Genomic DNA, 26,550 nt, shown 5'->3' on the forward strand with positions numbered 1-26,550 from the left:
ATTTAGGGTTTCGTCAAAGTCCTGCCTTATGGGCGAAGCGTCCTTCGCTCAGAAAGTGCTTTATCTGGGCATGAGCGGTCGGGTGATAGGGCAGCAGCATATGGGAGAGCGGGAGGACGATGTGGTCAGTCGCGTCCCTCAATCTGGTCGAGGCCACGCTGACCTTGCCATCGCTCGGCCCTGGCAGAAGGCGTGACGCGCCATAGCGCATCATCGGGCGGTCGCCGGCGATGATTCCCACCGGATAGTCGATCTCACCCAACATAGCAGTGATCTCTGCCGGGCGCTGCGTGATCAGGGCCGGTGCGGCCCTACCGAGGATCGGGCGCAGCAACGCATAACGGTGCAATGTGTCGGCTATCTCGCTGCCAGCGTTAGGCGTTCCCAACATGACGACCCGGCCCAGCCGCGCCGGGCGCCGCGCTTTGATGAGCGCGCGGGCGACCAGACCGCCCATGGAATGGCAGACGATGTGGAGAGGCTGATCCGGGCTACCCGCTGTATCGATCTCTTCCAGACGTGGGCCGAGCAGTTTGCAGATGCCCTCGAGGTCCAGCCGCCAACTGTTGTAACTCAGATCGACGGGCTGATAGCCGGTGCTGCGAAGCATGGCGGCGAGGGGACGGTTCATCACCGCGAATCCGGCAAAGCCATGAATGAGGAGGACGGTCGGCTGCACGGTGGGTGTCAACGCCTGATCATGCCTGAGCGATCCCGGCCATCCTCAAGGTGATGCGGATATCCTGAAAGCAAGCCGGCCCCGAGCAACTGCCCGGGGCCGGTCGAGATTATATGAACTGTGCCGTCGATGGTGTTCAGCTCTTCGGTTCTGAGACCTCGGAAGGGCCGCTCTTTGCCTTGCGCGTAGCACTCCCCTTGCTGCGCTTGGGCGCAGCAGGCGTGATCTCGAAGGTGAGAGCGTCGTCCTTGAGGCGGACATGAACCTCGCCACCGTGCACGAGCTTGCCGAACAGCAGTTCCTCGGCGAGGGGCTGCTTGATCTTCTCCTGCATGAGCCGACCCATCGGACGGGCACCGTACAGCTTGTCGTAACCGCGGGCGGTGAGCCAGTTGCGGGCTTCGTCGTCGAGCGTGATGTGGACATCGCGATCGGCCAGTTGAAGCTCGAGTTGCAGGATGAACTTGTCGACCACGCGGGCGACAACCTCGGACGGCAGATAGCCGAAGGGCACGATGGCATCGAGGCGGTTGCGGAATTCCGGCGTGAAGAGCTTCTTCACGGCTTCCTCCTGCACATCTTCGCGCGTCGATTCCCCGAACCCGATCGATTCCTTCGCCATGTCGGACGCGCCGGCATTGGTCGTCATGATCAGGATCACGTTGCGGAAGTCGACGGTCTTGCCGTGGTGATCGGTCAGGCGCCCGTTGTCCATCACCTGCAGCAGGATGTTGAACAGGTCCGGATGGGCCTTTTCGATCTCGTCCAGCAGCAGCACGCAATGCGGGTTCTGGTCGATAGCATCGGTCAGCAGGCCGCCCTGATCATAGCCGACATAGCCGGGCGGCGCGCCGATCAGGCGGCTGACCGAATGCCGCTCCATATATTCCGACATGTCGAAGCGCTGGAGCGGGATGCCGAGCAGCGTGGCGAGCTGGCGGGCGACCTCTGTCTTGCCGACGCCGGTAGGGCCGGAGAAGAGATAGTTGCCGATCGGCTTGTCCGGATCGCGTAGGCCGGCGCGCGACAGCTTGATCGCGGAGCTGAGCACCTCGATGGCCTTGTCCTGCCCGAAGACGACACGCTTGAGATCGGTCTGGAGGGTTTCCAGCACGCTCTTGTCGTCGCTCGACACGGTCTTGGGCGGGATGCGCGCCATCGTGGCGATCACAGCCTCGATCTCCTTGGGCGTGATCATCTTCTTGCGACGCGAGGGCGGCACAAGCATCTGCATCGCGCCGACTTCGTCGATCACGTCGATCGCCTTGTCCGGCAGCTTGCGATCATTGATATACCGCGCTGACAGCTCCACCGCCGCCTTGATGGCATCGGGCGTGTATTTGACCGAGTGGTGATCCTCGAAGGCCGAACGCAGGCCCATGAGGATCTTGACGGTATCATCCACGGTCGGCTCGTTCACATCGATCTTCTGGAAGCGACGCAGCAGCGCGCGGTCCTTCTCGAAGTGGTTGCGGAACTCCTTGTAGGTCGTCGAGCCGATGCAGCGGATCGCGCCACCCGACAGCGCAGGCTTCAGGAGGTTCGAGGCATCCATGGCTCCGCCTGACGTCGCGCCGGCGCCGATCACCGTGTGGATCTCGTCGATGAACAGCACCGCGTGCGGCATCTTTTCCAGTTCGGTGACGACGGCCTTCAGCCGCTCCTCGAAGTCGCCGCGATAGCGCGTGCCAGCGAGCAGCGCGCCCATGTCGAGTGAGTAGATCACCGCTTCCTTGAGCACGTCGGGCACTTCGCCATTGACGATCTTGCGCGCCAGACCCTCGGCAATGGCCGTTTTGCCCACGCCCGGATCACCCACATAGAGCGGGTTGTTCTTGGAACGCCGGCACAGGATCTGGATCGTCCGATCCACCTCGGAATCGCGGCCGATCAGCGGATCGACCTTTCCTTCCTTCGCCTTCTCGTTGAGATTGACGGTGAACTGGTCGAGCGCGCCTTCCTTCTTCTTGGCCTCCGGCTTCTTCTCTTCCTCGGCCTGGGCCGGCTTGGCCGGCTCCGGCGAGGCAGCGCCCTTGCCGACGCCGTGCGAGAGATAGGAAACCGCGTCGAGGCGGCTCATGTCCTGCTGCTGCAGGAAATACACGGCGTAGCTCTCCCGCTCGGAGAACAAAGCCACCAGCACATTCGCACCGGTCACTTCTTCCTTGCCGGAAGACTGGACGTGAAGGATCGCGCGCTGGACGACGCGCTGGAACCCGCTGGTGGGAGAGGGGTCGACGCCGCCGGAGACCTTCAGGCTCTCCAGTTCGGTATCGAGATAATGGGTGACCGTGTCGCCAAGCTCACCAAGATCCACGCCACAGGCCTGCATGACCTTTGCGGCATGTTCATCGTCAATCAGCGCCAGCAGCAGATGCTCGAGCGTCGCATATTCGTGCGCGCGCTCCGTGGCATGTGCCAGAGCATTGTGCAGAGTTGTTTCGAGGGCGGACGCGAAAGAGGGCATATGTTCTACTCCTGCGGCCCGAGAGAGGGTCGCGTTAGGGTCAATGTCGGCACGCCGCGAGCCGCCTTCAAGGGCCGCTCTGTCATCCACCGATTTGCCGGGGGCCGATATGCGCCAGAAGGCGATCCTGCCTCCGCTCTCCTCATTTCTTGAATAGCGCCTCAGCGCTTGCCTTATGGTGAACTGCGCTCGATTTCTTGGCGCGGGTGCGCTCGATTTCGGCTGAAAGAAGGCTGATGCGTTCATCGAGCTCATCGACCGAAAGCCGATCCAAATCTTCGCGGATCAGCTGTGCAATCAGGTCGCCGGGCCGCGCCCGGGGTGAGGCGTCGTCGAAATCCATGGCGACATGCTTGCGCCAAAGTCCGCGCAAGTCAACCGGGGTTGGCAGAAGCCTCGGCATGCCGGAAGGGGCGATCTCAATCCGCCTACCCTGCTTTCCGGGCTGGTCTTTTTCGCACCGGACTCTAGACGTAGGGCCGATCACGGCCAGCCAGGGGGAGCAAGCCAAGGTGACGAACCTGCCCGAGACCATGCGCGCCATTGCTATTCTGGAGCCGGGCGGGCCGGATGTGCTGACCGAGGTTCAGGTTCCCCTGCCGGTGCCCGCGCAAGGCGAAGTGCTCGTTGCGGTCGCGGCGGCAGGCGTCAATCGCCCAGACGTTCTGCAGCGGCAGGGCAGCTATCCGCCTCCGCCCGGCGCCTCCCCGCTGCCCGGGCTCGAAGTGGCCGGAACCATTGTTGCGGTGGGTGAGGGGATAGGCCCTGACGTGATCGGCGAGCGCGTCTGTTCGCTGGTCGCGGGCGGCGGCTATGCCGAATATGCCTGCGCCGACTATGCCCAATGCCTCGCCATCCCTTCGGCGCTCTCGATGGAAGAAGCGGCCGCAATTCCTGAGACGCTGATGACGGTCTGGCACAATCTCTTCGAGCGCGCCTATATCGTGAACGGCGACAGCGTGCTCATCCATGGCGGGACGAGCGGCATCGGCACCATGGCCGTGGCCCTATGCCGACTGTTCGAGATCACGACGATCGTCACCTGTGGCAGTGACGACAAGTGCCGCGCCGCGCTGGAATGGGGCGCTGGCCATGCGATCAATTATCGCAGCGAGGACTTCGTCGAGGCGGTAAAGCGCATCACGGACGGCAAGGGCGTGACGGCGGTGCTGGACATGGTGGGCGGCGATTATCTCCCGCGCAACCTGGAGTGCCTGGCCGAGGACGGCCGGCATGTCTCCATTGCGGTGCTGGGTGGGGCCAAGGCCGACCTGTTCATTCCCAAAATCATGATGCGCCGCCTGACGCTCACCGGGTCCACATTGCGGGCGCGGACCGCGGGCTTCAAGGGCCTGCTCGTCGATGAGATCCGCCGCACGGTCTGGTCGATGGCGGAGGAGGGTGCGCTGCGTCCCGCACTGGACCGCGTCTTCCCGCTTGGCGAAGCAGCGCAAGCGCACGCGCTGATGGAAGCGGGCGAGCACTTTGGCAAGATCGTCCTGAAGGTGCGGTGAAGAGTTGCCGAGTGACGCAAATCCGTCATATTCCCAGAAAAACTGTCACATTGTTCGGCTAGAGCGCGCTTGGGGAAATGGTGTCCCCGGGGGTCGAGAAAGCCATGAACGCCATCAGCTCAATCGCGCAGGAGCGGGCTGTCCGCAGCGGTCATCCGCGCGCCCACTACCGCACGATCTGGATCAGCGACATCCATCTCGGCACCAAAGGGTGCAATGCGGAGATGTTGGTCGATTTTCTCGACAATGTGGACAGCGACACGCTGTACCTGGTCGGCGACATCGTCGATGGCTGGCAGCTCAAGAAGCGGGTCTACTGGCCGACCGCCCATAACGATGTGGTCTGGCGCGTGATGAAGCGGGCGCGGCGCGGCACGCGCGTCATCTATATCCCCGGCAATCATGACGAGATTTTTCGCCAGTTCACCGGCATGAGCTTTGGCGGCGTCGAGATCCGCCGCAAGATGATCCACACGACCGTAGAGGGCCGCAAGCTGCTGGTGCTGCATGGCGATGAGTTCGACACGGTCATGCTCGCCCATCGCTGGCTCGCCTTCGTGGGGGACGCCGCTTACACCGCGCTGATGGCGCTCAATCGCCGCGTCAACCAGGTCCGCCGCTGGCTGGGCCTGCCTTATTGGTCGCTCTCCAAGATCGCCAAACACAAGGTCAAGAACGCCGTGGCGTTCATCACGCGCTTCGAGGAGATCGTCGCGCATGAGGCGGGACGACGGCGTGTCGATGGCGTCGTCTGCGGGCACATCCACACGGCGGAAATCCGCCAGTTCGGCGAGATCACTTATTATAATGATGGCGACTGGGTGGAGGGATGCACGGCGCTTGTCGAGCATCATGATGGGCGGATGGAAATCCTGCACTGGGCCGAGGTGATGGCGGCGCGCACCCCAGGCGCCGCTGCGGATGATCTGGAGGCCGCCGCTTGAGCGGTTATGGGCCTGCTCCGGCCGGCCGGCGCATCCTCATCGTCACCGATGCCTGGGCACCCCAGGTCAATGGCGTCGTGCGCACGCTTCAGGCGGTTCGCGCAGAACTTATCGCCATGGGGCACGCGGTCGAGGTGATTGCGCCCGACCGCTTTCACACGCTGCCTTGCCCCACTTATCCCGAAATTCGGCTGGCAATGCCGGCGCCGGGGGCGATTGCCCGCATGATCGCGGCGTTCGGGCCGGATGCGATTCATCTCGCGACCGAAGGCCCGCTATGTCTGGCCGCGCGGCGCTGGTGCCTGCGCCACAACCGCCCGTTCACCACGGCATTCCACACCAATTTCCCTGATTATGTCGAGCGACGCACGGGCCTCTCGGCGGACTGGTTCTGGCCGTATTTCCGCTGGTTTCATGGGGCGGCGCAAGCGGTGCTCACAGCAACGCCGTCCGTGCGCGCCGAACTGCATCGCGCCGGCATCCGCCACACGCATCACTGGGGGCGCGGCGTCGATCTGACGCAGTTCTCGCCGCAGGGGGATGGGCATCCCGCGCTTGCCGGCTTGCCGAGGCCGATCCTTCTCCACGTCGGCCGTGTCGCCGTGGAGAAGAATATCGAGGCCTTCCTCGCGCTCGATACGCCCGGCAGCAAGGTCGTGGTGGGCGATGGGCCTGCGCGCGCGTCGCTGGAGGCGCGGCATCCCGCCGTTCACTTCCTGGGCATGTTGAGCGGAGAGGCGCTTGTCTCGGCCTATCGGGCTGCCGATGTCTTCGTCTTCCCCAGTCGCACCGACACCTTTGGGCTGGTGATGATCGAGGCGCTCGCCTGCGGCACGCCGGTGGCGGCTTATCCGGTCACCGGCCCGGTCGACGTGCTGACAGCACAGACCGGCGCGATGGACGAGGATCTCGCGCGCGCCGTGACGCAGGCGCTGGAGCTTTCTCCGTCGGCCTGCACGGCGCATGCGCGCGGCTTCACCTGGCGGCGCAGCGCGGAGCAGTTCCTCGAGAGCTTGCACTGGCTCGACGCCCCGGCGTTGGCACACGCGGCCTGAGCCCGTTGTAAGGGCCGAACGGTCTTTCGCTCCCTCGGGGGCCGCGACGCGCGCGAACGCTTGCCGATCCAGCCGGAATAGCTTATCTGTGCGACCATCAAGGCCATCCCGTGAGGGGTGGCCCTTCTATTTTGCACAGAAGGACTTGTCCCGTGGCACAGCCGCTCATGCCCCACGCCACAGCCAGCTGGCTGGTCGACAACACTGCGCTCAGCTTTGAGCAGATTGCGGAATTCTGCGGTTTGCACATCCTCGAGGTGCAGGCGATCGCGGACGATACCGCCGGCACCAAATATACCGGCCGTGATCCGGTCCGTGCGCATGAAATCTCGGTGGAGGAAATCCACAAGGGTGAGCAGAACCCCGATTACAAGCTGCAGATGCTCAAGGGGCCGGACCCGGTCCGCCGCACCAAGGGACCGCGCTACACGCCGGTTTCCAAGCGTCAGGACAAGCCGGACGGCATCGCATGGATTCTGCGCCACCATCCCGAGGTTTCGGACGGCGCAATCGGCAAGCTGATCGGCACGACGCGCACGACCATCCAGGCGATCCGTGAGCGGACGCACTGGAACATCAGCAATATCCAGCCCAAGGACCCGGTGACGCTGGGCCTGTGCTCGCAGCGTGAGCTGGATGCGCTGGTGGCAAAGGCGGCCAAGAAGGCCGGCATCGAAGCGCCCACCGACAACCGTCTCGATGGCGACCGTGAGGCACTGATCGCCGAACTGCGTCAGGAGCGCGAGGACGCACAGCGCCGCGCGTCTGAAACGATGCTGGCGGAGGAAGCCGCTTTGTTCGCGAGCCGCCCCCGCGAAGACTGATTTCGCGCCCCGATTCGGGGCGTTCGGGGTCGAATTTGCACTGTCATCAAAAGCATTCATCCGGGCGACGTAGCGTCGCCCGGCATGGCGTTGCCTTGCCACGCGGGATCGCATAGCCTCTCCGTATGGAGAGCGAAAAACCCGCCTGGCAGGACCATTATGATCACCCCGTTGCGTGGGCGCAGGACTTTGCCCCGCTATCGCTGCCGGAGATGCTGCGATCTGCCGTGGAGCAGGACGGCAGCCGCCCGATGCTTGATTTTTACGGGCGCAAGTTCAGCTATGCCGAGTGCTACCGCAATGCACGGCGCTTCGCGGCCGGGTTGATCGGCCTCGGCGTCCAGCCCGGCGATCGGGTCGGCCTCTACCTCCCCAACGTCCCGCACTACGTCGTGGCCTATTATGGCGCGATGATGGCCGGCGCCATCGCGGTCAATTTCTCGCCGCTCTATACGGTCGAGGAGCTGGCGCATCAGGCCGAGGACAGCGGGACGACCCTGCTGGTGACCATCTCCGCCAAACCGCTGTTTGGCAATGCCTGCGCCGTGCTGGATTGCTCCTGCATTGACCGGCTGGTGGTCGGCTCCGTCGCCGGTGGCCTGCCGCTGGGCAAATCCTTGCTCTACCGCCTGTTCAAGCGGTCGGCGGACGACCATGTCCCCTCCGATCCGCGCATTCTCTCGTTCGGCTCGTTGCTGGGCGATGATCCCTCCAGCCTGCCGTCGATCGATCCGCTGCGCGACCTTGCCTTGCTGCAATATACCGGTGGCACCACCGGGCGGCCCAAGGGTGCGATGCTCACCCACCAGAACCTTTCGGCCAATGCGCGGCAGATCGACCTGCTCGATCCCTGGCATGCCCTTGAGGACCGCATTCTGGGTGCGTTGCCCTTCTTCCATGTGTTCGCAAACACCGCGGTGCTCAATCGCACGGTCGTTCGCGGCGGCGAGATCGTCATTCTTCCGCGGTTCGATGCCCGGCAGGTCATCGCGGCGATCCAGCGGACCCGCGTCACCTCGCTCCCGGGCGTGCCGACGATGTTCCAGGCTTTGCTCGACAGCCCCTATCTCGCCAAAGCCGACCTCTCTTCGCTACGCGTCTGCATTTCCGGCGGCGCGCCGCTGCCGCTGCCGCTCAAGGAGCGGTTCATGGCGACCACCGGCGCGCGGCTGGTCGAAGGCTATGGGCTGACGGAGAGCAGCGGGGTCGTCTCGGCCAATCCCTATGATGGGCCGGGCAAGACCGGCTCGATCGGCCAGCCCATTCCCGGCACGCGCGTGCGCCTGCTCGACCGGGAAGACCCGTCCCGGCTTGCCCAGCCGGGGGAACCGGGTGAGATCGCCTTTGACGGCCCGCAAAGAATGCAAGGCTATTGGCAGAATCCGGATGCCGATCGGGAGGTCTTCGTCGATGGTTTCCTGCGCACCGGTGACGTCGGCACCATCGATCAAGACGGCTATTTCCGCGTGGTCGACCGCATCAAGGACATGATCGCGGTCGGCGGCTTCAAGGTCTTCCCTAGCCAGGTCGAAGACGTGTTGTATCGCCATCCCGCGGTCCGGGAAGCGCTCGTGATCGGCATTCCCGATGATTATCGCGGTGAGGTGCCCAAGGCGTTCGTGACCTTGCGGTCAGAGATGGAGGACGACATCGACGGCGAGCGTCTCAAGGACTGGCTCAATCCGCAGCTCGGCAAGCATGAGCGCGTCTGCGCGGTTGAAATCCGTGAGAGCCTGCCGCGCACATTGGTCGGAAAGCTCTCGCGCAAGGAACTTGTCGCGGAAGAGCGGGCCAAGGCGGGGCTTGTTTGAGGGTTTCTCTCCCGGCTCATCGTTGGGGGGGACTGAGGGATGAGCCGGGAGAGATGATAGCGGCAATTGCGGGGAGCCGCATCATTCCCTCAACGCGGCTGTCAATGGACGGTTCCCACGCAATGTTGGACCTGGAGAAGAAACAGGACGCGCTCCACCTCTCTCCAGTGGCAGAAGCGGATGTGGTTGCCGACATCGCGGCTGCGATCTGCGCGCTGAGCCGCTTCAAGGCCCGCGTGATCGCCGAAAATGCGCATCAATGCGGTGGCGTCGTCGTAACTCCGACGGTCGACCATGATCGGAAGATGCATTCAATATTCGAATCCCTTGCCCCCGCAAAATCAAGTCATTCTGGTCCAGCTGTATCCATTCACGGACCGTGCCAGCTTCGCCCTCTATCCGTGCCGGACGCCACACGCTGGCTAAGTACGGCTTAACCAAGTCCCGCGCGGGAGCAATCTGTCCAGTTACGGCACGACAAAGACCGCCGGCTTGTTCGGCTGGCATCGCGGCGCGGGACATGGCATGGGCGTGACATGACCGATCCGAATTCTCCAGGCGACAAATCACCCATGGGCGGCGGTGCGCCGCTGGCAGGCCTTATTCTCCTTGGCACGATCGTCGGCATCGCGACCGGGCAGCCCTCGATCGGCATTCTGGCCGGGCTTGCGCTGGGGGTGATCGTGGCTGTCGCGATCTGGCTGAAGGGCCGGGGCTGATCCGCGCAGATAAGGGCGCGCATGGCCGCTCGGCTTGTTGCGTCAAGGCAGGTGCAGCCGTAAGATCGTCGCCATGAAAAAGATCATCCTGCTGACACTCGCCGCGCTGATCCTCATCGCGGGTGGCGTGTTCTATTATCTGTCGCGCCCCGATGTCGCGCGCCTGCCGGAAACCGCGCTCGAAGGGCGCGAGCCCGAGTTCACGCCGGCGCGCAAGCAGATCCTCCCCACCGTCATGATCGCCAAGCCAGTCGGCTGGGCCGATGGCGCCGCGCCGGTGGCCGCGCGTGGTCTCGTCGTGCAGCGTTTTGCGGCCGGTCTCGATCACCCACGCCAGATGTTGCGCCTGCCCAATGGCGACATTCTGGTGGCGGAGACCAACAGCCCGCCCCGCAAAGCCGGCGGCATCCAGGATTGGATCATGGGCAAGCTGATCGGCTTTGCCGGCGCTGGTGGCGTGTCCGCCAATCGCATCACGCTGCTGCGCGATACCAATGGCGACGGCATTGCCGAGCAGCGGCATGTCCTGCTGGAAGGGCTGAACTCGCCCTATGGCATGGCGCTGATCGACGAGACGCTCTACGTCGCGAACACCGATAGCCTGATGGCCTTCCCCTACAAGCTGGGCGAAACGCGGATTAGGGTGGAAGGCCGCAAGGTCGCCAATCTTCCCGCCAATGCGCCCAATAATCACTGGACGCGCAGCCTTGCAGCGAGCCCGGACGGCAAGCTCTATGTCGGCGTCGGCTCGAACAGCAATATCGCCGAGAACGGGCTGGACGCGGAGGATTATCGCGCCGCCATTCTGGAGATCGATCCGCGCAAGGGCGAGGCGAATATCTTCGCCAGCGGCCTGCGCAACCCCACCGATCTGGCGTGGAACCCGTGGACCGGCTCACTCTGGGCGGTCGTCAACGAGCGGGACATGCTGGGTTCGGACCTGGTGCCGGATTACATGACCGACGTTGAATTCGCGGCCTTCTACGGCTGGCCGTGGAATTACTGGGGCGGCTATGTCGACCGGCGCGTGCAGCCGCAGCGCGATGATCTGCGCGAATATACCCGCCGCCCGGCCTTTGGTCTGGGCACGCACACGGCGCCCCTGGGCCTGGCCTTCACGCCGGGGTCCGCGCTTGGCGCGCCGTTCAATCAGGGGGCCTTCGTGGCCTTGCATGGCAGCTGGAACCGCAAGCCGCCCAGCGGCTACAAGGTCTCCTATGTCGCCTTTGACGATCGCGGCCGGCCGCAGGGCAAGCTTGTCGATCTTCTCACCGGCTTCCTCAACAAGGACGGGCAGGCGCAGGGTCGGCCGGTTGACGTGCTCGTGGCCGCCGATGGATCGGTGCTGGTCAGTGACGATGTCGGCGGGATCATCTGGCGTGTGAGCAATTCCGCAAAACCGGCCGCCGCGCCGACGCCGGAGCGCGGGCCCGCCTCCTGAGCCTTTTACAGAACTGATTAAGCCCCGTGCTCCTGCGAAAGCAGGAGCCCAGGGAGCAGCCGAAGAGAAGACCCGCCCTAGACTCCTGCTTTCGCAGGAGCACAGTTTTCATCGTGGTCTCGGCACCATCGCTTAGCGGTCGAGCGTAATGCCCGCCCGCCCGGCCAGTTCCACGACATATTGCCAGGCGACCCGGCCTGAGCGGCTGCCGCGCTGGGTTGCCCACTGGATCGCGGCCAGTGGATCGACGTCCAGTTCATAACGGGCGGCATAGCGGCGCACGATGGCGACATAGGCATCCTGATCGAGCGCATGGAAGCCGAGCGACAGACCGAACCGGTCGGATAGGGCCATCCGGTCGTCCACGACGTCGCGCGGATTGATCGGGTCGTCCTGCTCGCCCATGGAGCGCGGCACGATGTGGCGCCGGTTGGATGTCGCATAGAGCCGCACATGGCTCCCGCGCGCACTGGCGCCACCCTGCAGCAGCGAGCGCAGCGCTCGTGCATCGGCGCCGAAGTCACCGTCGAAACCAAGGTCGTCGATATAGAGGACGATCGGACGGCGCGCGGCGCGCAGCAGCGAGAACAGCGTTGCGAGACTTCGCAGATCGTCCGTGGCGATCTCGACCATAGCGAGCGGCAGCCCTTCCTTCTGCACCTGGCCGACGCAGGCGGCGACCGTGGCCGACTTGCCCGTGCCCCGCGCACCCCACAGCAGAATGTCGTGCGCCGCATGGCCCCGCGCGAGGCGACGGGTATTCTCAAGGCAAGCCTCTTTCTGCGCGTCGATGCCGGTCAGCAGGGCGTAGTCGATCGGCTCGAAGCCCTCGATGGGCACCAGTATCTTCCCATCCCAACGATAGGCCGGATGGGCCTCCAGGTCCGGGGTGGCGGCGGCATTCGGCGCAAGCCGTTCGAGCGCGGCGGCGATCCGCGCGAGCGCATCGTCCATGGACGGTGTGGACATGGCATTTCCCTCGGTCATCATGGATTGAGCCGTGGCGGGCCGTTCCCGCGAGGTCAAGACGCGAAGGCAGGCGGCACCGGTCTCCGCCCCGTCGCCGCCACGCTATCATGCCGCTTCAATGTGTCACGCGGCGCGGCTATAGGCCGCACATGTCCCGCGCCACCCGGTCCCTCGAAACGCGTATTCGCGCCTATGACAGCGCCGGGCTGGCGGAAGCCGCCGCGCTGATCATGGCCGGCGAACCGGTCGCCGTGCCCACCGAGACGGTTTACGGTCTCGCCGCCGATGCGACCAACGATCTCGCCGTGGCGCGCATCTATGAGGCCAAGGGCCGCCCGTCCTTCAATCCCCTGATCGTCCATGTCAGCGATGTCGCGATGGCGCACCAGCTGGTGTCGTTCAACGCCACGGCACAGGCGCTGGCCGAGGCATTCTGGCCAGGCGCGCTGACCATGGTCCTGCCGCGCCTGCCCGATAGTCCCGTCGCCGGGCTTGCCAGCGCCGGTCTTCCCACGCTGGCGGTGCGGCTGCCATCGCATCCGGCAATGCGCGCGCTCATCGGCGCGGCGGCCGTGCCGTTGGCCGCCCCCTCGGCCAATCGCTCCGGCGCGATCAGCCCGACCCGCGCCAGCCATGTGCTGGCTAGCCTCGGCGGGCGTATCCCGTTCATCCTCGATGCCGGCCCAGCCAGCGATGGCGTGGAATCGACCATCGTCGAGCCGCTCGACGATGCGATCATCCTGCTGCGACCAGGTCCGGTCACCCCGGAGCGCCTCGAAGCGATCACCGGACGACCGGTGCGCGCACCGGCAGCCAGTGCAGGGATTACCGCGCCCGGCCAACTCGAAAGCCATTATGCGCCATCCAAACCCTTGATGCTCAACTGCACGGACCCTGCGCCGGGCAGCTTCCACATCGGTTTCGGTCCGGGACCATCCCAGCGCAACCTCAGCCCGAGCGGTGATGTGGTCGAAGCCGCCGCCAATCTGTTCGCCGCTCTGCACGAGGCGGATGAGAGCGCGGCGGCGCGCATTTCGGTGGCGCCGATCCCGTCTGAAGGGCTCGGCCTTGCCATCAACGATCGTCTGCGGCGCGCGGCTGCGTGAGGTCGGCCTGAGCAGTGAGTCGGTCGAAAATATGCGGGACGGGCGGGGGCGATCGACCGCTGGCCATCCTCGCGAATCTCGCACATGTGGCAGGCAGCGGCGGCTCATGCACGGTTTGCCGCTGGCTGGTTTGCGGTTTTTGAAGAGTTCGTGAAGGCTCGATTGTCAAATCCATGCGTTATGCACGGACGCGGCAAATCCAGTTGGCGTGTCGGCAGTAAACGGAGGACTGAATAATTGGTCGCCTTATCCAGAGTTGATCTCGATTCTTCGTTGATCTTCGTTGCATTTTTTACACTTGCGGCTGCACTTTTGACACTTCGTGCCGTTTCTGCGCCGCATCGTATTTCTCGGCCGGTTTCCGAGGAAGTGCACGAGTTTTTGGGCGCCTCGTTCGGCGCGCTTTTCGCCACGGCGCTGGTGACCTGGCAGATCGGCTCGGTCATCCCCATCTTCCTCGCCGCGATCACGCTGGTCGCAATCGCGCGCTATTATCTCGTGCGCTTCAGCATGCCGGGCATCCTCTGGCTGACTGGCGCCGGGCTTGGCAGCGTGATGACGAGCCTGTGGGGCACGCTGTTCATTCTCGAAGCCGGCCTGCCGCCATTGCTGATGGTGCTGGCCTTCGCCGCGCTCGGGCTGACGCTGTTCGCCTTCCTCGCCAATCTCATCGCCAGCGTGGCGCGCGAAGCAGTGCTGACGCATGAGCGCTGGCGCCTGCCTGTGGCGATCCCCTCATCCGATCCCGCAGCCGCGCATCTCAAGGTCTCGCTGCACCTCGCCTGCTATGCCGAGCCGCCCGAGATCGTGATCGAGACGATGAACCGCCTCGCCGCCCAGGATTATGATAATTTCGAAGTTCTGGTCTGCGATAATAATACGAAGGACGAAGCTCTTTGGAGGCCGTTGGAAGCCCATTGCGTGCGCCTCAACGCTAAGCTCGGCAAGGAGTGCTTCCGCTTTTTCCATGTCGATCCGCTGCCCGGCGCCAAGGCTGGCGCGCTCAATTTCCTGCTCGAGCAGACCGCCTCCGATGCGCAGATCATCGGCGTGATCGACGCCGATTATTATTCCCGCAACGACTTCCTCTCGCGCTTGCTACCGTTCTTCGCCGATCCGAAGCTCGGCTATATTCAGACGCCCCACGACTATCGCGACTATGAGGGCAATGACTATCTGAGTGCCTGCTATTGGGAATATATGCCCGTCAACAAGGTCGATTACCCCGGCGTGAGTGAATATGGCGGCGCCTTCACCATCGGGACGATGTGCCTGATGCGCAAGGATGCGCTGGTGAAAGCCGGCGGCTGGGCCGAGTGGTGCCTGACCGAGGATTCGGAAGTCTCCGTCCGTTTGCGCAAGGTCGGCTATGAGGGCCTGTATTTCGGCGAGACCTTTGGGCGCGGCCTGATCCCCGAGACCTTCGACGATTACAAGAAGCAGCGCTTCCGGTGGACGGCGGGTCCGGTGCAGCAGCTGCGTCGTCACTGGCGCCTGTTCCTGCCGGCGCCCTTTGCCGCGCCACTGCCGGGTTGGACCAAATTGCTGGAAGTCGTGCGCTGCCTCGCGCCGTTGCAGACGCTGGCCGCGCTCGTCGTCAGCGTGGGGGGCATGATTGCCATGGTCGTCGGGCTGGCCATCGGCGCTATGGAGCCGGTCAAGGTGCCGTCCATCGCCGGTCTGCTGATGCTCATCGGTGCGGCGACATGGTGGGTGCGGCTCGTGCATCGCTATCGCCTGTCCGGCTGCTATGACACTGGCGCCATGGTGTGGGGCGAGATCGCCCGCGCCTCGCTCAGCTATGTCGTGCTGGTCGCAGGCATTGCCGGCCTCTCCAATCGCCCGCTCGCCTGGCGGCGCACGCCCAAGTTCGCCGGACTGGCCGACGAATCGCCTTTCGCGGCGACCCGGCCAGAGACGATCGCAGGGTGCGCGTCACTCGCCGTGGCAGTGCTGTGCCTGTTTGCCATCGGGCTGCTTGGCACGGGCGTCGCGCTCCTCAGCTTCATCGGCTTCGTGTCGCTGGCCCTGCGCTTCTTCTGTGCGCCATTGATGGCGGCGACGGCCATTCGTGCCTCCCGCCCGGCGCCCCGGCCGTCTCGCCCGCGCTACATTCCGCGGGATGCGCGCGTGGCCGTCAGCCGCGTCTGGGAAAGCTGAGTTTTTGGAAATCGCGGGGGAGGGCGGCTAATCCTGCCCTCCTGCCCTCCTGCCTCATTCGCAATAATAAGGGTCGTAGCGCGCCTTGCACTTGCGCCGGAGTTCGCGACCCCGTTCCCGATCCGCTTCATCGCCGCTGACCGTTGCCCAGTCAGCCATCTTCGCACCGGCATCGACCGGCGCCTTGGCCACCTTATAGGCCGTGCGGGCGACGCAGCCCTGCAGGGTGAGCGGTCCAAGCACGCTCGCGGCGATCAGCAGGGCAGGTCGAACCATGGCAGCCTCTCCAATGTCCATCAGGGACAGGAGCACTGTCTGAGCGGCTTCCCGCCGTCGCGCAAGCCTGCTGCGCCGGAATGGCCGCCGTTTCCCCTCAGTTTCGCAGGCGGTCGGCAAAGCCCTTGCGCAGCTTCTGCAGCTTGGGTGGGATCACCGCCATGCAATAAGGGTTCCGGTCGCCGACCCGATCCCAATATTGCTGGTGATAATCCTCGGCCGGATACCAGGTGGCCAGCGGCTCGATCGTCGTGACGATAGGGTTCGGCCAGTCCGCCTGTGCCCGTCCCATGGTAGCGCGTGCCTCGGCCTCCTGCTCGGCATCGTGCGGGAAGATCGCCGAGCGATATTGGGTGCCGATGTCATTTCCCTGCCGGTTCAGCGTCGTCGGGTCATGCGTGGCGAAGAAGATATCGAGCAGATCGCCATAGCCGATCACGGTCGGATCATAAGTGATGCGGATTGCTTCGGCATGGCCCGTGCTGCCCGAGCAGACCTCCTCATAAGTGGGGTTGGGTTTGCTGCCACCGATATAGCCGCTCTCGACGGACTCGACGCCTGCGAGATTTTGATAGACCGCTTCTGTGCACCAGAAGCAGCCGCCGGCCAGCGTTGCAGTCGCGCTCATGAGGGGGCGTCCTTTCGAGGAGGGGTGTGTTGCCTCAAAGATAGGAAGTCGGTGGCGGGGTGCAAAGGGGCGCGCCCAGTCCACCTGCCGTTCGTGTCGAGCCCTTCGACTGCCCGCAGGCGGGCGCTCAGGATAAACTTCAGCTGCAAGCTGAAGTCGAGACACGTCAAGCACAGTGGCAAAGTGTCTCGACTTCGCTCGACACGAACGGGAACGGGAATCCGCTGGCCGTTGCCTAAAGGCGCAGCCCCGTCGTCTCCGGCAGGCCCGCCATCAGGTTGAGGTTCTGCACGGCAGCGCCGGATGCCCCCTTGCCGAGATTGTCGAGCGCCGCGACCAGCCGGATCTGCGCGCTGCTTTCATCCGCGAAGACGAACAGGCGCATGATGTCCTTGTCCCGCAGCAACTCGATGGGGAGCGTCGCCGCCTCATAGCCATCCGCCACGCTGATGATCGGCGAGCCGGCATAATGCTCGGCCAGTGCTGCGCGCATGGTGCCGGCATCCGCGCCATTGGCCAACAGATCGCGATGCAGCGGGACGTCCACGATCATGCCGGAATAGACCGGCACGACAGCCGGCGCGAACAGCGGGCGATGCGTCAGGCCGCAGCGGGCCTGCATTTCGGGCACATGCTTGTGGCCAAGGCCGAGCGCATAGGTGCGGAAGGCGCTCGGCGCCCCATCACTGCCCTCATATTCGGCGATCATAGCCTTGCCGCCGCCGGAATAGCCGGAGGCCGCGTTGCATGTGAGCTGCGTCTCGGCGGGGATGATCCCGGCCTGCACAAGCGGCGCCACGAGCGCGATGAAGCCGGTCGAATAGCAGCCGGGATTGCTCACGAAGCGGGCTTTCGCGACCGCATCATGGCCGGAGACCTCCGGCATGCCATACACCCAGCCGTCGGCCACGCGATGCGCCGTCGAGGCGTCGATCACCCGCGTGCGATCATTGGCGATCATCTGCACGGACTGGCGCGCAGCATCATCCGGCAGGCAGAGGATGACGATATCGGCGGCGTTGATCGCTTCGGCGCGCGCGCCATCGTCCTTGCGGGCGGCATCGCCCAGCGTGATGAGATCGAATTCGCTGCGCCCCTCCAGCCGGTCCCGGATCTGGATGCCGGTGGTCCCGGCGGCGCCGTCAATGAAAATCTTTGTCATGTCGTAATCCTGCGCCGGCCTGTCACCGGCTGCTCATGCGTGTCGCGGAGCCGCGCGACGACATCGTCCAGCGGCTCTATGGTCACGGCCATTGCGTGGGCATTGGCATGGATCAGGCGCTCGCCATCCACCATCAGCCCCACATGACCGGGGAAGAAGATGATGTCGCCTCGTCGGAGCGCCGCATTGTCGCCCAGCGCCTCGCCGACGGCCTCGGCCTGCTGGTCGGTATCGCGCGGTGCGTTGATACCACAGGCAGCCAGAGCGATCTGCACCAGCCCCGAGCAATCGAGCCCGAAACCCCGGCCACCCCATATATAGGGCACGCCCAAGTGGCGCTCCGCGACGGCAACCCAGTCGCTCTCGACATCCGCGAGAGTGCGGACGTGCCGCTGATGGACAAATCCTTCGGCGATGGCGAGAAAATCGCCCTGCACCGTACCCGCCAGTTTGGCACCGGCGGGCAGCAGCATCTGCACCGAGGATTTGATATCGGCCGCCGCGAACACCGGCGTGATGCCGTGTGCGACATGGCTGGAGTCGACAGGTTCGCCCAGCGCATCCAGCGGCACATAGCCGACATAATGATCATGGCCGCAATAGCCCCAGGCCCAGCCGGCGCGGGCATCGAGCATGTGAAAGCTCTCGCCATAGAGCAGCTCGCTCACGGCGCTTGCGGCGACGTCCGGTGCGGCGCGCAGCATCGTGGCGGCTACAACGCAGCTGCGCGGCACCGGCGCGGCATAATGCGGCGCGAAATACAGATCGGCGAGGGCCACATCGGCCAGATCGGGCCGGATCGCGCGCACGCGTGGATCGTAGCTGCGGGATGTCCCATCCAGCTTCACGCTCTTGCGTTCGGGCGACGACGCCACGCTAGTCCCGGCGATGGTCTGTTTCATCGGCGCCCCCTGCGGCAAAACAGGCCGAAAGGTCAAGGGATACCCGACCGCCACGGTGCATCCCGGGCCCCGGCGCCGACGCCCGGATCGCTCAATCCCCCGACTGTCCGTAGCGCTTTTGCAGCATGGCAAAGGTCGCGCGCAGGCCCAACGCCTCGCCGCCCTTGGGTCGGCCCGGTTTGGCGGTCGGCCGCCATGCAAAGGTGTCGAAATGCACCCACAGGGTCTTGTCCGGCACGAAGCGCTGGAGGAACAGCGCTGCCGTAGAGGCGCCGGCAAAAGGCGTTTCGCCGCTGTTGGAGAGGTCCGCGATGTCGCTCTTGAACAGGTCGTTGTAGGGCGCCCATAGGGGCAGGCGCCAGAGGGGATCGTCCACGTCGCTGCCACAGCTGGCCAGCGTGGCCGCCAGCGCATCATCATTGGTGAAGAGCGCAGGCAGGTCCGGGCCGAGCGCGACCCGGGCCGCACCGGTCAGCGTGGCGAAGTCGATGATGAGTTCGGGCTTGTCTTCACCCGCGCGCGCCAGCGCATCGCCCAGCACCAGCCTTCCCTCCGCATCGGTATTGCCGATCTCCACGGTCAGGCCCTTGCGGCTGCGCAGCACGTCCCCGGGGCGGAAGGCATTGCCGGCGATGGCGTTCTCGGCGACCGGCAGCAGCAGGTGCAGCCGCACCGGCAGACCTGCGCCCATCACCAGATCCGCCAGCGCCAGCGCATGGGCCGCGCCGCCCATGTCCTTCTTCATCAGGCGCATCCCGGAAGCCGGCTTGATATCGAGGCCACCGGTATCGAAGGTGATGCCCTTGCCGACCAGCGCGACGCGGGGATGCTCCTCGCGGCCCCAGACCAGCTCGATCAGCCGGGGCGCATTGGCCCGGTCCGCCGCGCGGCCGACGGCGTGGATCATCGGATAGCCCGATTCGAGCGCATCGCCGCGCGTCACCGACATGGTCGCGCCGTGGCGTTCGGCGACCGCGCGCGTCTGCGCCTCGATCTCGTCCGGTCCCATTTCGGCCGTCGGCGTATTGACCATATCCCGCACAAGCGCCGTCGCGCGGGCTTGCGCGGCGGCACCGTCAATGGCGCCGGGCTGGCCGGTGAGCAGAACGCATGGTCCCTTGGCCGCCGGCTTCGCCTTGTAGCGCTCGAAGCGATATTGCGCCGTCATCCAGCCGAAGATGGCCGGGCCCGGCTCCCGCTCGGCCAGGCGATAGGTTCCGGCGGGCAGCACGCCCGGTAATTTGGCAAGGCACCAGCTGGAGAGCGAGTCGACATTGGCGACATATGTCACCACGCTCCATGCATCGGGTTTTTCCCCGGGCAGGATGGCGTGGGCATAGGCCTTTGGCTGGTAATTCTGCGCCACGAGCGCGGCGCGTTCCCGCTCGGTCCGTCCGGCGAGCCATTGCTCATGGCTGGCGGCATCGATGAGATGGATGAGATGGGCGGTCTGGCCCGTGTCGGGGCGCACGAGATCGGCTGGGTCCGTCATAATGCAGGGTTAGAGTGCGCGAGGGGCCTCGGCAAGCGCCGGCTGATCCGTTAGGCTCGCCCCATTCGTGAAAGGATTGCCCCATGGCCCCCATCAAGTCCACCGCTCTGCTCAGCCTGTGCATCGCGCTGGCCGCCTGCGGCAATGAGACCGTCGCCAACAATATGCAGGTGCCGGTCGAGAATGCGGTGAACGTCGCAGAGCCCGCCAATGCGATGCAGGCCAACGCGGTGGCGGGCAAGTCGGTGGCGTTCACCAAGGGCGAATCCGAATTTCGCGTCAGCTGGCCTGCCGCGGCCGCTGCCATCGCCCCGCTCGATGCCATGCTGCAGGAGAGCGCGGAGAAGCAGCGCAAGGAAACGGAGGACGGCATCCGGGCAGAAGAAGCCTCCGCAAAGGAAGCCGGCTATCCCTTCCGTGGCTATAGCTACACCGAGGACTGGTCCGTGGCAGCCGACGTGCCGACGCTGCTCGTTCTGCGCAGCGAAGGCTATAGCTATACGGGCGGCGCGCACGGCATGCCACTGGTCAAGGTTCTCTACTGGGACAAGGCCGGGAACAAGGCGCTGGAGGCCGGCGACCTGTTCGACATTGCTGCGCTAGGCCGCGCCGTTAAAGACCGCTTCTGCGCGGCTTTGAACGCCGAGCGCACCAAGCGGCGCGGAGAGCCCGTTGGCAGCGGGGAGGGCAGCCCGATCCCCGAATTCGACCAATGTGTCGATCCAACCAAGCAGACGATCATTGCCGCGACCTCAGGTGGCGGCGCGCTCAACCGCCTTCACTTCGTGATCATGCCTTATGAAGCCGGGCCCTATGCGGAAGGGATTTACGAGATCGAAGTGCCGGTGGATGCGGCAGTGCTGGGCGCGGTGAAGCCGGCGTGGAAGGGAGCCTTCGCGGCGGCGCAGTAACCTTCAGAACCACCTTCCGTTCGTGTCGAGCGAAGTCGAGACACGATAAACCAGCGCCGGCGTGTCTCGACTTCGCTCGACACAAACGGGAGGCTGGAAAGCTTAGTCAGACCGAAATCGGCACGCCAAACAGGTCGTGCTCGTCCGCATCCTCGATCTCGACCGAGACGAAATCACCCGCCGCGAGCCCCGGATCGACATCGCGCAGATAGACATGCCCGTCGATCTCCGGCGCGTCAGCCTGGCTGCGGCCGGTCGCCCCGACACTGCCGTCCTCATCCGGTTCGCCAACCTCGTCAATAATAACAGGCAACGTGCGGCCGATCTTGGCGGCGAGCTTCGCTGCTGAAATCCGCGCGCAGGCGTCCATGATCCGCTGGAAGCGCTCTTCCTTAATCTCGTCCGGCACATGGTCGGGCAGGGCATTGGCCTGGGCCCCCTCCACCGGCTCGAAGCGGAAGGCGCCGACGCGGTCGAGCTGCGCTTCCTCCAGCCAGTCGAGCAGATACTGGAAGTCCGCTTCCGTCTCGCCGGGGAAGCCGACGACGAAGCTGGAGCGGATCGCGATATCCGGGCAGATTTCCCGCCAGCCGCGCAGGCGCTCCAGCACCTTGGCCTCGTTGGCGGGGCGCTTCATGGCGCGCAGCACATTGGGCGCGGCGTGCTGGAAGGGGATGTCGAGATAGGGCGTCAGCAACCCTTCCGCCATCAGCGGGATCACCGCGTCGACATGCGGATAGGGGTAGACATAATGCAGCCGCACCCAGGGCTGCTCGCCCTGTGGCGTGCGCAGGCCGCCGAGTGCGCGGGCAAGGTCGGTCATATGGGTGCGGACGGGCTCGCCCTTCCACAACCGCTCCTCATGGCGCACGTCCACCCCATAAGCAGAAGTGTCCTGGCTGATGATCAGCAGTTCCTTGGTGCCCGCCGCGACCAGCTTCTCCGCCTCGCGTAGCACCGCGTCGATCCGCCGGCTGGCGAGCTTTCCGCGCAGGTCGGGGATGATGCAGAAGGCGCAGCTGTGGTTGCAGCCCTCGCTGATCTTCACATAGCCATAATGGCGCGGGGTGAGCTTGAGGCCGCCTTCGGGCACCAGATCGACAAAGGCATTGGGGACGGGCGGCGCGGCATCGTGCACCGCATTGACCACGTCCTCATATTGATGTGCGCCGGTGATCGCCAGCACCTCCGGGAAGCGGGCGCGGATCAGTTCCGCTTCATTGCCCATGCAGCCGGTGACGATCACGCGGCCGTTCTCGGCGATGGCTTCGCCGATCGCCTCGAGGCTTTCTTCCTTGGCGCTGTCGAGAAAACCGCAGGTGTTCACCAGCACCACGTCCGCGCCATCATAGTCCGGGGACAAGGCGTAACCATCGCTCCTCAGCTTGGTGAGGATACGTTCTGAATCGACCAGCGCCTTGGGACAGCCGAGCGAGACCATGCCCACCTTGGGCGCGTCGGGAATTTTCAATGCCATGATTGCGCGCGCATATAGGGCGCCGGCAAGCAAAAGGCGAGTCGTCCCGCGCGGTCCATCTGCGCCGTTACGCCGGGCTGGGGCTGGGCGGTGTTTTGCCGTCGTTGGGAATGATCTCGATGATCATGTCGCCCGCGTAGAGCATCGCAGCCTCTGGCTCCCAAAAGCCATAGGCGCGCCCGGCCCGGTAGAGCCGCACGCCCAAGCCGGTCTGGATCGCGCTCAGCGGTTCGCCCACCTCGGCCTGCGTGACGCGGCGCTCGCGCAGCTGCACGCGCCCGCCCGATGCGGCAAGATCGGCCATATAATCGGCGATATGAGCGCCTTGGCACGAACCGGCGAGCAGCAATCCGGCGAAACTGACCGGATTGATGACCGTCGTCGCACCGGCCTGGCGGGCGAGCGACTCATTGTCCGGCGCCCGCACGACGACACTCAGCGGGATGTCAGGCGCGAGGTGGCGGGCCGTCAGCGTCACAAGGATCGAGGTGTCGTCCCGGCCAGCCGAAACGATCATGGCCTGCGCTTCCTGAACGCGCACGTCCATCAGCGTCTGGTCGCGCGTCGCATCCCCTTTCAGGATGTTACAACCAGCCGCCTCCGCAAGCGCCAGTGATTCGTCGCTGCGCTCAATGACGACGATGCAGCGTGGGTCTGTGCCGCGCGCCACCAGCTCCCGCACCGCCTCGGAACCGCTCGTGCCGAAGCCGGCGACGATGATGTGGTTGGTGAGGGACTTCTGGATCTGCGACATGCGCCACCTGTGCCAAACATTGCGGAAAACGAACTGATAGGCCGTGCCAAGAAAGATCAGCCAGACGAAGATGCGCGCCGGGGTGACGAAAATGCTTTCAAACAATCGCGTCCGGTCCGTGACCGGCACGATGTCGCCATAGCCCACGGTGGTGACCGTCACGGCGGTGAAGTAGACGACATCGCCAAAGCTGACCTCCCCGTCGAGATTGTCGCGCAGCCCATCCCGCTCGAACCAGTGAACCATCAGAACGAACGTCGCGAGGATCAGAATCGCGCCCACCCGCCAGGCGAGGTCGGCCCAGACCGGCAGGGACGAGCGCCGTCGCAAAAAGGCGCGCGGCGGCACGCGGGGATCGTCGCGCTGGAACATCACCGGTCTTGTGCCAGCGGGGAGGGCAGGGTGCAAGGCGAGGTGGGCGCGGCAGGCATGGGATCGAACCTTCTCCCCTCCTCTGCAGAGGAGCGGCTTTAGACCACTGCCGTTATTCCACGGCCCCCGCCAGCCCCTCTTCCAGCGCCGTCAACAGATCGTAATGCGTCAGGTCGTAATGCAGCGGCGTCACGGACACATAACCCTCCGCCACCGCCGCGAGGTCGCTCGCTTCCGGAGCTGAGTCGCTGTGATGCAGGCCGAACCAGAAATAATCATAACCGCGCGGATCGGTGCCTGGCACGATGCGGGTGCGGTCGATGTCGTAGAAGCCCTGCCGCGCGACCTTGATGCCCTTGATCGCGCTGGCGGGTAGGGCGGGGAAGTTCACGTTGATGAGCGTGCGTTCCAGCGCATCCTGTTTGAGCAGCGCGCGCACCACCCGCTCGCCCCAGGCCTCGGCCGCCTCGAACGGGATGCTGTCGCCCAGCCCCTCGCGCGCATAGACCTGGCTCAGCGCAATCGAGCGCACGCCGGAGATCGCGCCTTCCATCGCCGCCGAGACGGTGCCGGAATAGGTCACGTCCTCGCCCAGATTGGCGCCGCGATTGACGCCGGAGAGCAGCAGGTCGGGCTTCTGGTCCTTCATCAGATGCCCCACCGCCATCATCACCGCATCGGTGGGCGTGCCGGAGACGCTATAATGCTTTTCGCCATGCTCGCGCAGGCGCAGCGGGCGGGAGAGTGTCAGGCTATGCCCGGCGCCCGATTGCTCCTCCATCGGTGCGACGATCCAGATGTCGTCGGAAAAGCAGCGGGCAATCTTTTCCAGCACCTTGAGGCCGGGCGCGTTCACGCCGTCATCATTGGTGAGCAGGATGCGCATCAGGCCGGCGTCAGCACTTTGAGGCCGCCGGTATAGGGTAGCAGCGCCTCAGGCACCGTCACGCTGCCATCGGCATTCTGGTAATTCTCCAACACCGCCACCAGCGTCCGCCCCACGGCGAGACCCGATCCGTTAAGCGTGTGGAGGAAGCGCGTGCCCTTCTCGCCCTCGGGCCGGTAGCGCGCATTCATGCGCCGCGCCTGAAAGTCACCACAGGTCGAGACGGAGCTGATCTCGCGATAGGTTTGCTGGCTCGGCAGCCAGACTTCCAGATCGAAGGTCTTGGTTGCGGAAAAGCCCATGTCTCCCGCGCACAGCAGCATCCGGCGATAGGGCAGGCCCAGCGCCTCAAGAATGCCCTCGGCGGATTTGAGCATATGCTCATGCTCGGTCGCCGCCTGATCGGGCGTACAGATCGCCACCAGCTCGACCTTCTCGAACTGGTGCTGGCGAATGAACCCGCGCGTATCGCGCCCCGCCGATCCCGCCTCCGAGCGGAAGCAGGGCGTGAGCGCCGTGAACCGCATCGGCAGCGCAGCCTCGGTCAAAATCTGCTCGCGCACGAGATTGGTGAGGCTGACTTCCGCCGTGGGGATGAGCCAGTGGCCGGTGGTGGTGCGGAAGAGGTCTTCGGCGAACTTGGGCAACTGCCCGGTGCCGAACACCGCCTCATCGCGCACCAGCAGCGGCGGATTGACCTCGGTATAGCCATTGGCCTCCGTCTGCCGGTCGAGCATGAACTGCGCCAGCGCCCGGTGCAGCCGCGCCATCTGCCCCCGCAGCGCCGCAAAGCGCGCGCCGGACATGGCAGCGGCGCCCTCGAAATCGAGACCCAGCGCGGGACCGAAATCGGCATGGTCCTGCGGCGTGAAGTCGAAGCTGCGCGGCGTACCCCAGCGATGCACTTCCACATTGCCGGCCTCATCGACGCCATCGGGCACGTCTGCGGCGGGCAGATTGGGAATGGCGGCAAGACGGCTCTGCACGGCCTCCGCCAGCGTCTTCTCCTGCGCCTCCAGCTCGGGCAGGCTGGTCTTGAGTGTCGCGACCTCCGCCTTCAGCGCCTCGGCTGTCTCCTTGTCGCCCTTCGCCATCGCCTGGCCGATGGCCTTGCTGGCCTCGTTCCGTCGCGCGAGGCCTTCCTGCACCTGCGTGGCGACGGCGCGCCAGCGCGTGTCCTCCTCGCCGATGGAGGCGGCGACCGGCTCCATGCCACGGCGGGCGAGGGCGGCGTCGAAGGCGGCGGGATTGTCCCGAATGGCTTTGATATCATGCATGGCGCACCGCCTATGCCCCGCGCGCCATGGCCGATCAAGCGGCCAGCGATCTCCCAGTGGTGGGGACGCGACCGGCACCGCCGCCCAAGCCTGGCGAGGGCAGCGGTATTCGTCTCGTTCGGCCGCCGATTCACGGCGGATTCGGCCGTTGTTCAGTCATCGTTCAATGCGCAGGAAACAGTGCTTGTTTCACTCTCGGCTGCGCTCTATAGGCGCCGCGAGAGCGCCGGAAATCGGCGACTTGATCGACGCGGAGAAGTGAATGGCCTCGCTTGCAGATTCGTCGGATAAAAACGGCTCGAAAGGCTCGGGGATCGATCTTCCCGAGGGCTATCGGCCTTCCGCAGACGAAGAGTTTATGGGGCCGCTGCAGCTGGAATATTTCCGCCGCAGGTTGCTCGATTGGAAAAAGCAAATTCTCGCCGAGGCAGAGGGCACGCTCGCCACGCTGCAGAGCGAACCGCTGCGCGAGCCCGATCTCAACGATCGCGCCTCCAGCGAAACGGACTGGTCCATCGAGCTGCGCACCCGCGATCGCCAGCGCAAGCTCATCTCGAAGATCGACGCCGCGTTGCGCCGCATCGACGATGGCGAGTATGGCTATTGCGAAGTGACCGGTGAGCCCATCTCGCTCGGTCGCCTCGAAGCCCGCCCCATCGCGACAATGACCGTCGAGGCGCAGGAGCGCCACGAACGGCAGGAAAAAGTCTCCCGCGACGATTGA

At 65.0% G+C, this 26,550-nt stretch carries 25 protein-coding genes; 11 read left to right on the plus strand and 14 right to left on the minus strand.

Annotation, left to right across the window (positions count from 1 at the left end; all coding sequences use genetic code 11):
* Positions 1 to 13 precede the first annotated feature (13 nt).
* The 3 genes from M2339_RS02020 to M2339_RS02030 form a co-directional block, all read right to left on the minus strand.
* Positions 14 to 691: a hypothetical protein gene (locus tag M2339_RS02020; RefSeq protein ID WP_264587665.1), complete on the minus strand. Its 678-nt coding sequence runs from the start codon at positions 689 to 691 to the stop codon at positions 14 to 16.
* A 124-nt stretch (positions 692 to 815) separates the two neighbouring features.
* Positions 816 to 3,146 (minus strand): ATP-dependent Clp protease ATP-binding subunit ClpA, encoded by a 2,331-nt coding sequence (clpA, locus tag M2339_RS02025; RefSeq protein WP_181560356.1) that lies wholly within the window; start codon positions 3,144 to 3,146, stop codon positions 816 to 818.
* Between the two features lie 142 nt (positions 3,147 to 3,288).
* Positions 3,289 to 3,489, minus strand: a complete 201-nt coding sequence (locus M2339_RS02030) for a DUF1192 domain-containing protein (RefSeq protein WP_181560355.1) — start codon at positions 3,487 to 3,489, stop codon at positions 3,289 to 3,291.
* 190 nt (positions 3,490 to 3,679) lie between these two features.
* Here M2339_RS02030 and M2339_RS02035 point away from each other — a divergent pair, with 190 nt between their 5' ends.
* The 5 genes from M2339_RS02035 to M2339_RS02055 all read left to right on the plus strand — a co-directional run bounded on the left by M2339_RS02035 (position 3,680) and on the right by M2339_RS02055 (position 9,294).
* On the plus strand, positions 3,680 to 4,660 hold the full coding sequence (locus M2339_RS02035) for an NAD(P)H-quinone oxidoreductase (RefSeq protein ID WP_264588384.1): 981 nt from the start codon (positions 3,680 to 3,682) through the stop codon (positions 4,658 to 4,660).
* A gap of 104 nt (positions 4,661 to 4,764) precedes the next feature.
* Positions 4,765 to 5,604, plus strand: coding sequence for a UDP-2,3-diacylglucosamine diphosphatase (locus tag M2339_RS02040; RefSeq protein ID WP_264587664.1), 840 nt, complete (start codon positions 4,765 to 4,767; stop codon positions 5,602 to 5,604).
* Entirely contained in the window at positions 5,601 to 6,659 is a 1,059-nt protein-coding gene (locus tag M2339_RS02045) for a glycosyltransferase family 4 protein (protein ID WP_264587663.1), read from the plus strand. Before M2339_RS02040 ends, M2339_RS02045 begins: the two co-directional genes overlap by 4 nt.
* Positions 6,660 to 6,826: 167 nt before the next feature.
* Positions 6,827 to 7,483: a DUF1013 domain-containing protein gene (locus tag M2339_RS02050; RefSeq protein WP_181561486.1), complete on the plus strand. Its 657-nt coding sequence runs from the start codon at positions 6,827 to 6,829 to the stop codon at positions 7,481 to 7,483.
* Positions 7,484 to 7,608: 125 nt separating this feature from the next.
* Positions 7,609 to 9,294 (plus strand): long-chain-fatty-acid--CoA ligase, encoded by a 1,686-nt coding sequence (locus tag M2339_RS02055; protein ID WP_264587662.1) that lies wholly within the window; start codon positions 7,609 to 7,611, stop codon positions 9,292 to 9,294.
* A gap of 101 nt (positions 9,295 to 9,395) precedes the next feature.
* Here the strand turns inward: M2339_RS02055 and M2339_RS02060 are convergent, their stop codons facing one another.
* Positions 9,396 to 9,605: a hypothetical protein gene (locus tag M2339_RS02060; protein WP_264587661.1), complete on the minus strand. Its 210-nt coding sequence runs from the start codon at positions 9,603 to 9,605 to the stop codon at positions 9,396 to 9,398.
* Between the two features lie 225 nt (positions 9,606 to 9,830).
* Between M2339_RS02060 and M2339_RS02065 the strand changes: the two genes are divergently transcribed.
* Together M2339_RS02065 and M2339_RS02070 are read left to right on the plus strand one after the other, a co-directional pair.
* The gene (locus tag M2339_RS02065; protein WP_181561599.1) at positions 9,831 to 10,013 is read left to right on the plus strand and encodes a hypothetical protein; all 183 of its coding nucleotides are present in this window, start codon (positions 9,831 to 9,833) and stop codon (positions 10,011 to 10,013) included.
* 73 nt (positions 10,014 to 10,086) lie between these two features.
* Entirely contained in the window at positions 10,087 to 11,454 is a 1,368-nt protein-coding gene (locus tag M2339_RS02070) for a PQQ-dependent sugar dehydrogenase (RefSeq protein WP_264606136.1), read from the plus strand.
* Positions 11,455 to 11,586: 132 nt separating this feature from the next.
* Here M2339_RS02070 and M2339_RS02075 read toward each other — a convergent pair whose 3' ends face one another.
* Positions 11,587 to 12,408, minus strand: a complete 822-nt coding sequence (locus tag M2339_RS02075; RefSeq protein ID WP_181561485.1) for an ATP-binding protein — start codon at positions 12,406 to 12,408, stop codon at positions 11,587 to 11,589.
* 164 nt (positions 12,409 to 12,572) lie between these two features.
* On the opposite strand from M2339_RS02075, the gene M2339_RS02080 reads away from it, so the two are divergent.
* Both M2339_RS02080 and M2339_RS02085 read left to right on the plus strand, forming a co-directional pair.
* Entirely contained in the window at positions 12,573 to 13,529 is a 957-nt protein-coding gene (locus M2339_RS02080) for an L-threonylcarbamoyladenylate synthase (RefSeq protein WP_181560350.1), read from the plus strand.
* Positions 13,530 to 13,898: 369 nt separating this feature from the next.
* Positions 13,899 to 15,689, plus strand: coding sequence for a glycosyltransferase (locus M2339_RS02085; protein ID WP_264587659.1), 1,791 nt, complete (start codon positions 13,899 to 13,901; stop codon positions 15,687 to 15,689).
* 54 nt (positions 15,690 to 15,743) lie between these two features.
* Here the strand turns inward: M2339_RS02085 and M2339_RS02090 are convergent, their stop codons facing one another.
* From M2339_RS02090 to M2339_RS02110, 5 genes are all read right to left on the minus strand, one after another.
* Positions 15,744 to 15,965, minus strand: a complete 222-nt coding sequence (locus M2339_RS02090) for a hypothetical protein (protein WP_264571045.1) — start codon at positions 15,963 to 15,965, stop codon at positions 15,744 to 15,746.
* Positions 15,966 to 16,062: 97 nt separating this feature from the next.
* On the minus strand, positions 16,063 to 16,593 hold the full coding sequence (gene msrA / locus M2339_RS02095; RefSeq protein ID WP_264587658.1) for a peptide-methionine (S)-S-oxide reductase MsrA: 531 nt from the start codon (positions 16,591 to 16,593) through the stop codon (positions 16,063 to 16,065).
* A 235-nt stretch (positions 16,594 to 16,828) separates the two neighbouring features.
* A complete protein-coding gene (gene argC / locus M2339_RS02100) occupies positions 16,829 to 17,755 on the minus strand; it encodes an N-acetyl-gamma-glutamyl-phosphate reductase (protein WP_264587657.1) in 927 nt (308 codons plus the stop codon).
* Complete coding sequence (locus tag M2339_RS02105; protein ID WP_264587656.1) at positions 17,752 to 18,657, minus strand: C40 family peptidase; 906 nt, start codon at positions 18,655 to 18,657, stop codon at positions 17,752 to 17,754. Before M2339_RS02105 ends, argC begins: the two co-directional genes overlap by 4 nt.
* Positions 18,658 to 18,748: 91 nt before the next feature.
* Positions 18,749 to 20,149 carry a leucyl aminopeptidase family protein gene (locus M2339_RS02110; protein WP_264587655.1) on the minus strand — a complete coding sequence of 467 codons (1,401 nt, stop codon included), beginning with the start codon at positions 20,147 to 20,149 and terminating at the stop codon, positions 18,749 to 18,751.
* 83 nt (positions 20,150 to 20,232) lie between these two features.
* Between M2339_RS02110 and M2339_RS02115 the strand changes: the two genes are divergently transcribed.
* Positions 20,233 to 21,060, plus strand: coding sequence for a DUF3298 and DUF4163 domain-containing protein (locus tag M2339_RS02115; protein ID WP_264587654.1), 828 nt, complete (start codon positions 20,233 to 20,235; stop codon positions 21,058 to 21,060).
* A 106-nt stretch (positions 21,061 to 21,166) separates the two neighbouring features.
* Here the strand turns inward: M2339_RS02115 and rimO are convergent, their stop codons facing one another.
* The 4 genes from rimO to serS all read right to left on the minus strand — a co-directional run bounded on the left by rimO (position 21,167) and on the right by serS (position 25,826).
* Complete coding sequence (gene rimO, locus M2339_RS02120; RefSeq protein WP_264587653.1) at positions 21,167 to 22,537, minus strand: 30S ribosomal protein S12 methylthiotransferase RimO; 1,371 nt, start codon at positions 22,535 to 22,537, stop codon at positions 21,167 to 21,169.
* A gap of 67 nt (positions 22,538 to 22,604) precedes the next feature.
* Positions 22,605 to 23,663, minus strand: coding sequence for a potassium channel family protein (locus M2339_RS02125; RefSeq protein WP_264587652.1), 1,059 nt, complete (start codon positions 23,661 to 23,663; stop codon positions 22,605 to 22,607).
* A 112-nt stretch (positions 23,664 to 23,775) separates the two neighbouring features.
* Positions 23,776 to 24,549, minus strand: coding sequence for a 5'/3'-nucleotidase SurE (gene surE / locus M2339_RS02130; protein ID WP_264587651.1), 774 nt, complete (start codon positions 24,547 to 24,549; stop codon positions 23,776 to 23,778).
* On the minus strand, positions 24,549 to 25,826 hold the full coding sequence (gene serS, locus M2339_RS02135) for a serine--tRNA ligase (RefSeq protein ID WP_264587650.1): 1,278 nt from the start codon (positions 25,824 to 25,826) through the stop codon (positions 24,549 to 24,551). Before serS ends, surE begins: the two co-directional genes overlap by 1 nt.
* 262 nt (positions 25,827 to 26,088) lie before the next feature.
* Here serS and dksA point away from each other — a divergent pair, with 262 nt between their 5' ends.
* Positions 26,089 to 26,550, plus strand: a complete 462-nt coding sequence (gene dksA / locus M2339_RS02140) for an RNA polymerase-binding protein DksA (RefSeq protein WP_181560338.1) — start codon at positions 26,089 to 26,091, stop codon at positions 26,548 to 26,550.

Origin of the sequence: Sphingobium sp. B2D3C (assembly GCF_025961835.1) — a bacterium.
In the GTDB taxonomy this organism is placed as follows: domain Bacteria; phylum Pseudomonadota; class Alphaproteobacteria; order Sphingomonadales; family Sphingomonadaceae; genus Sphingobium.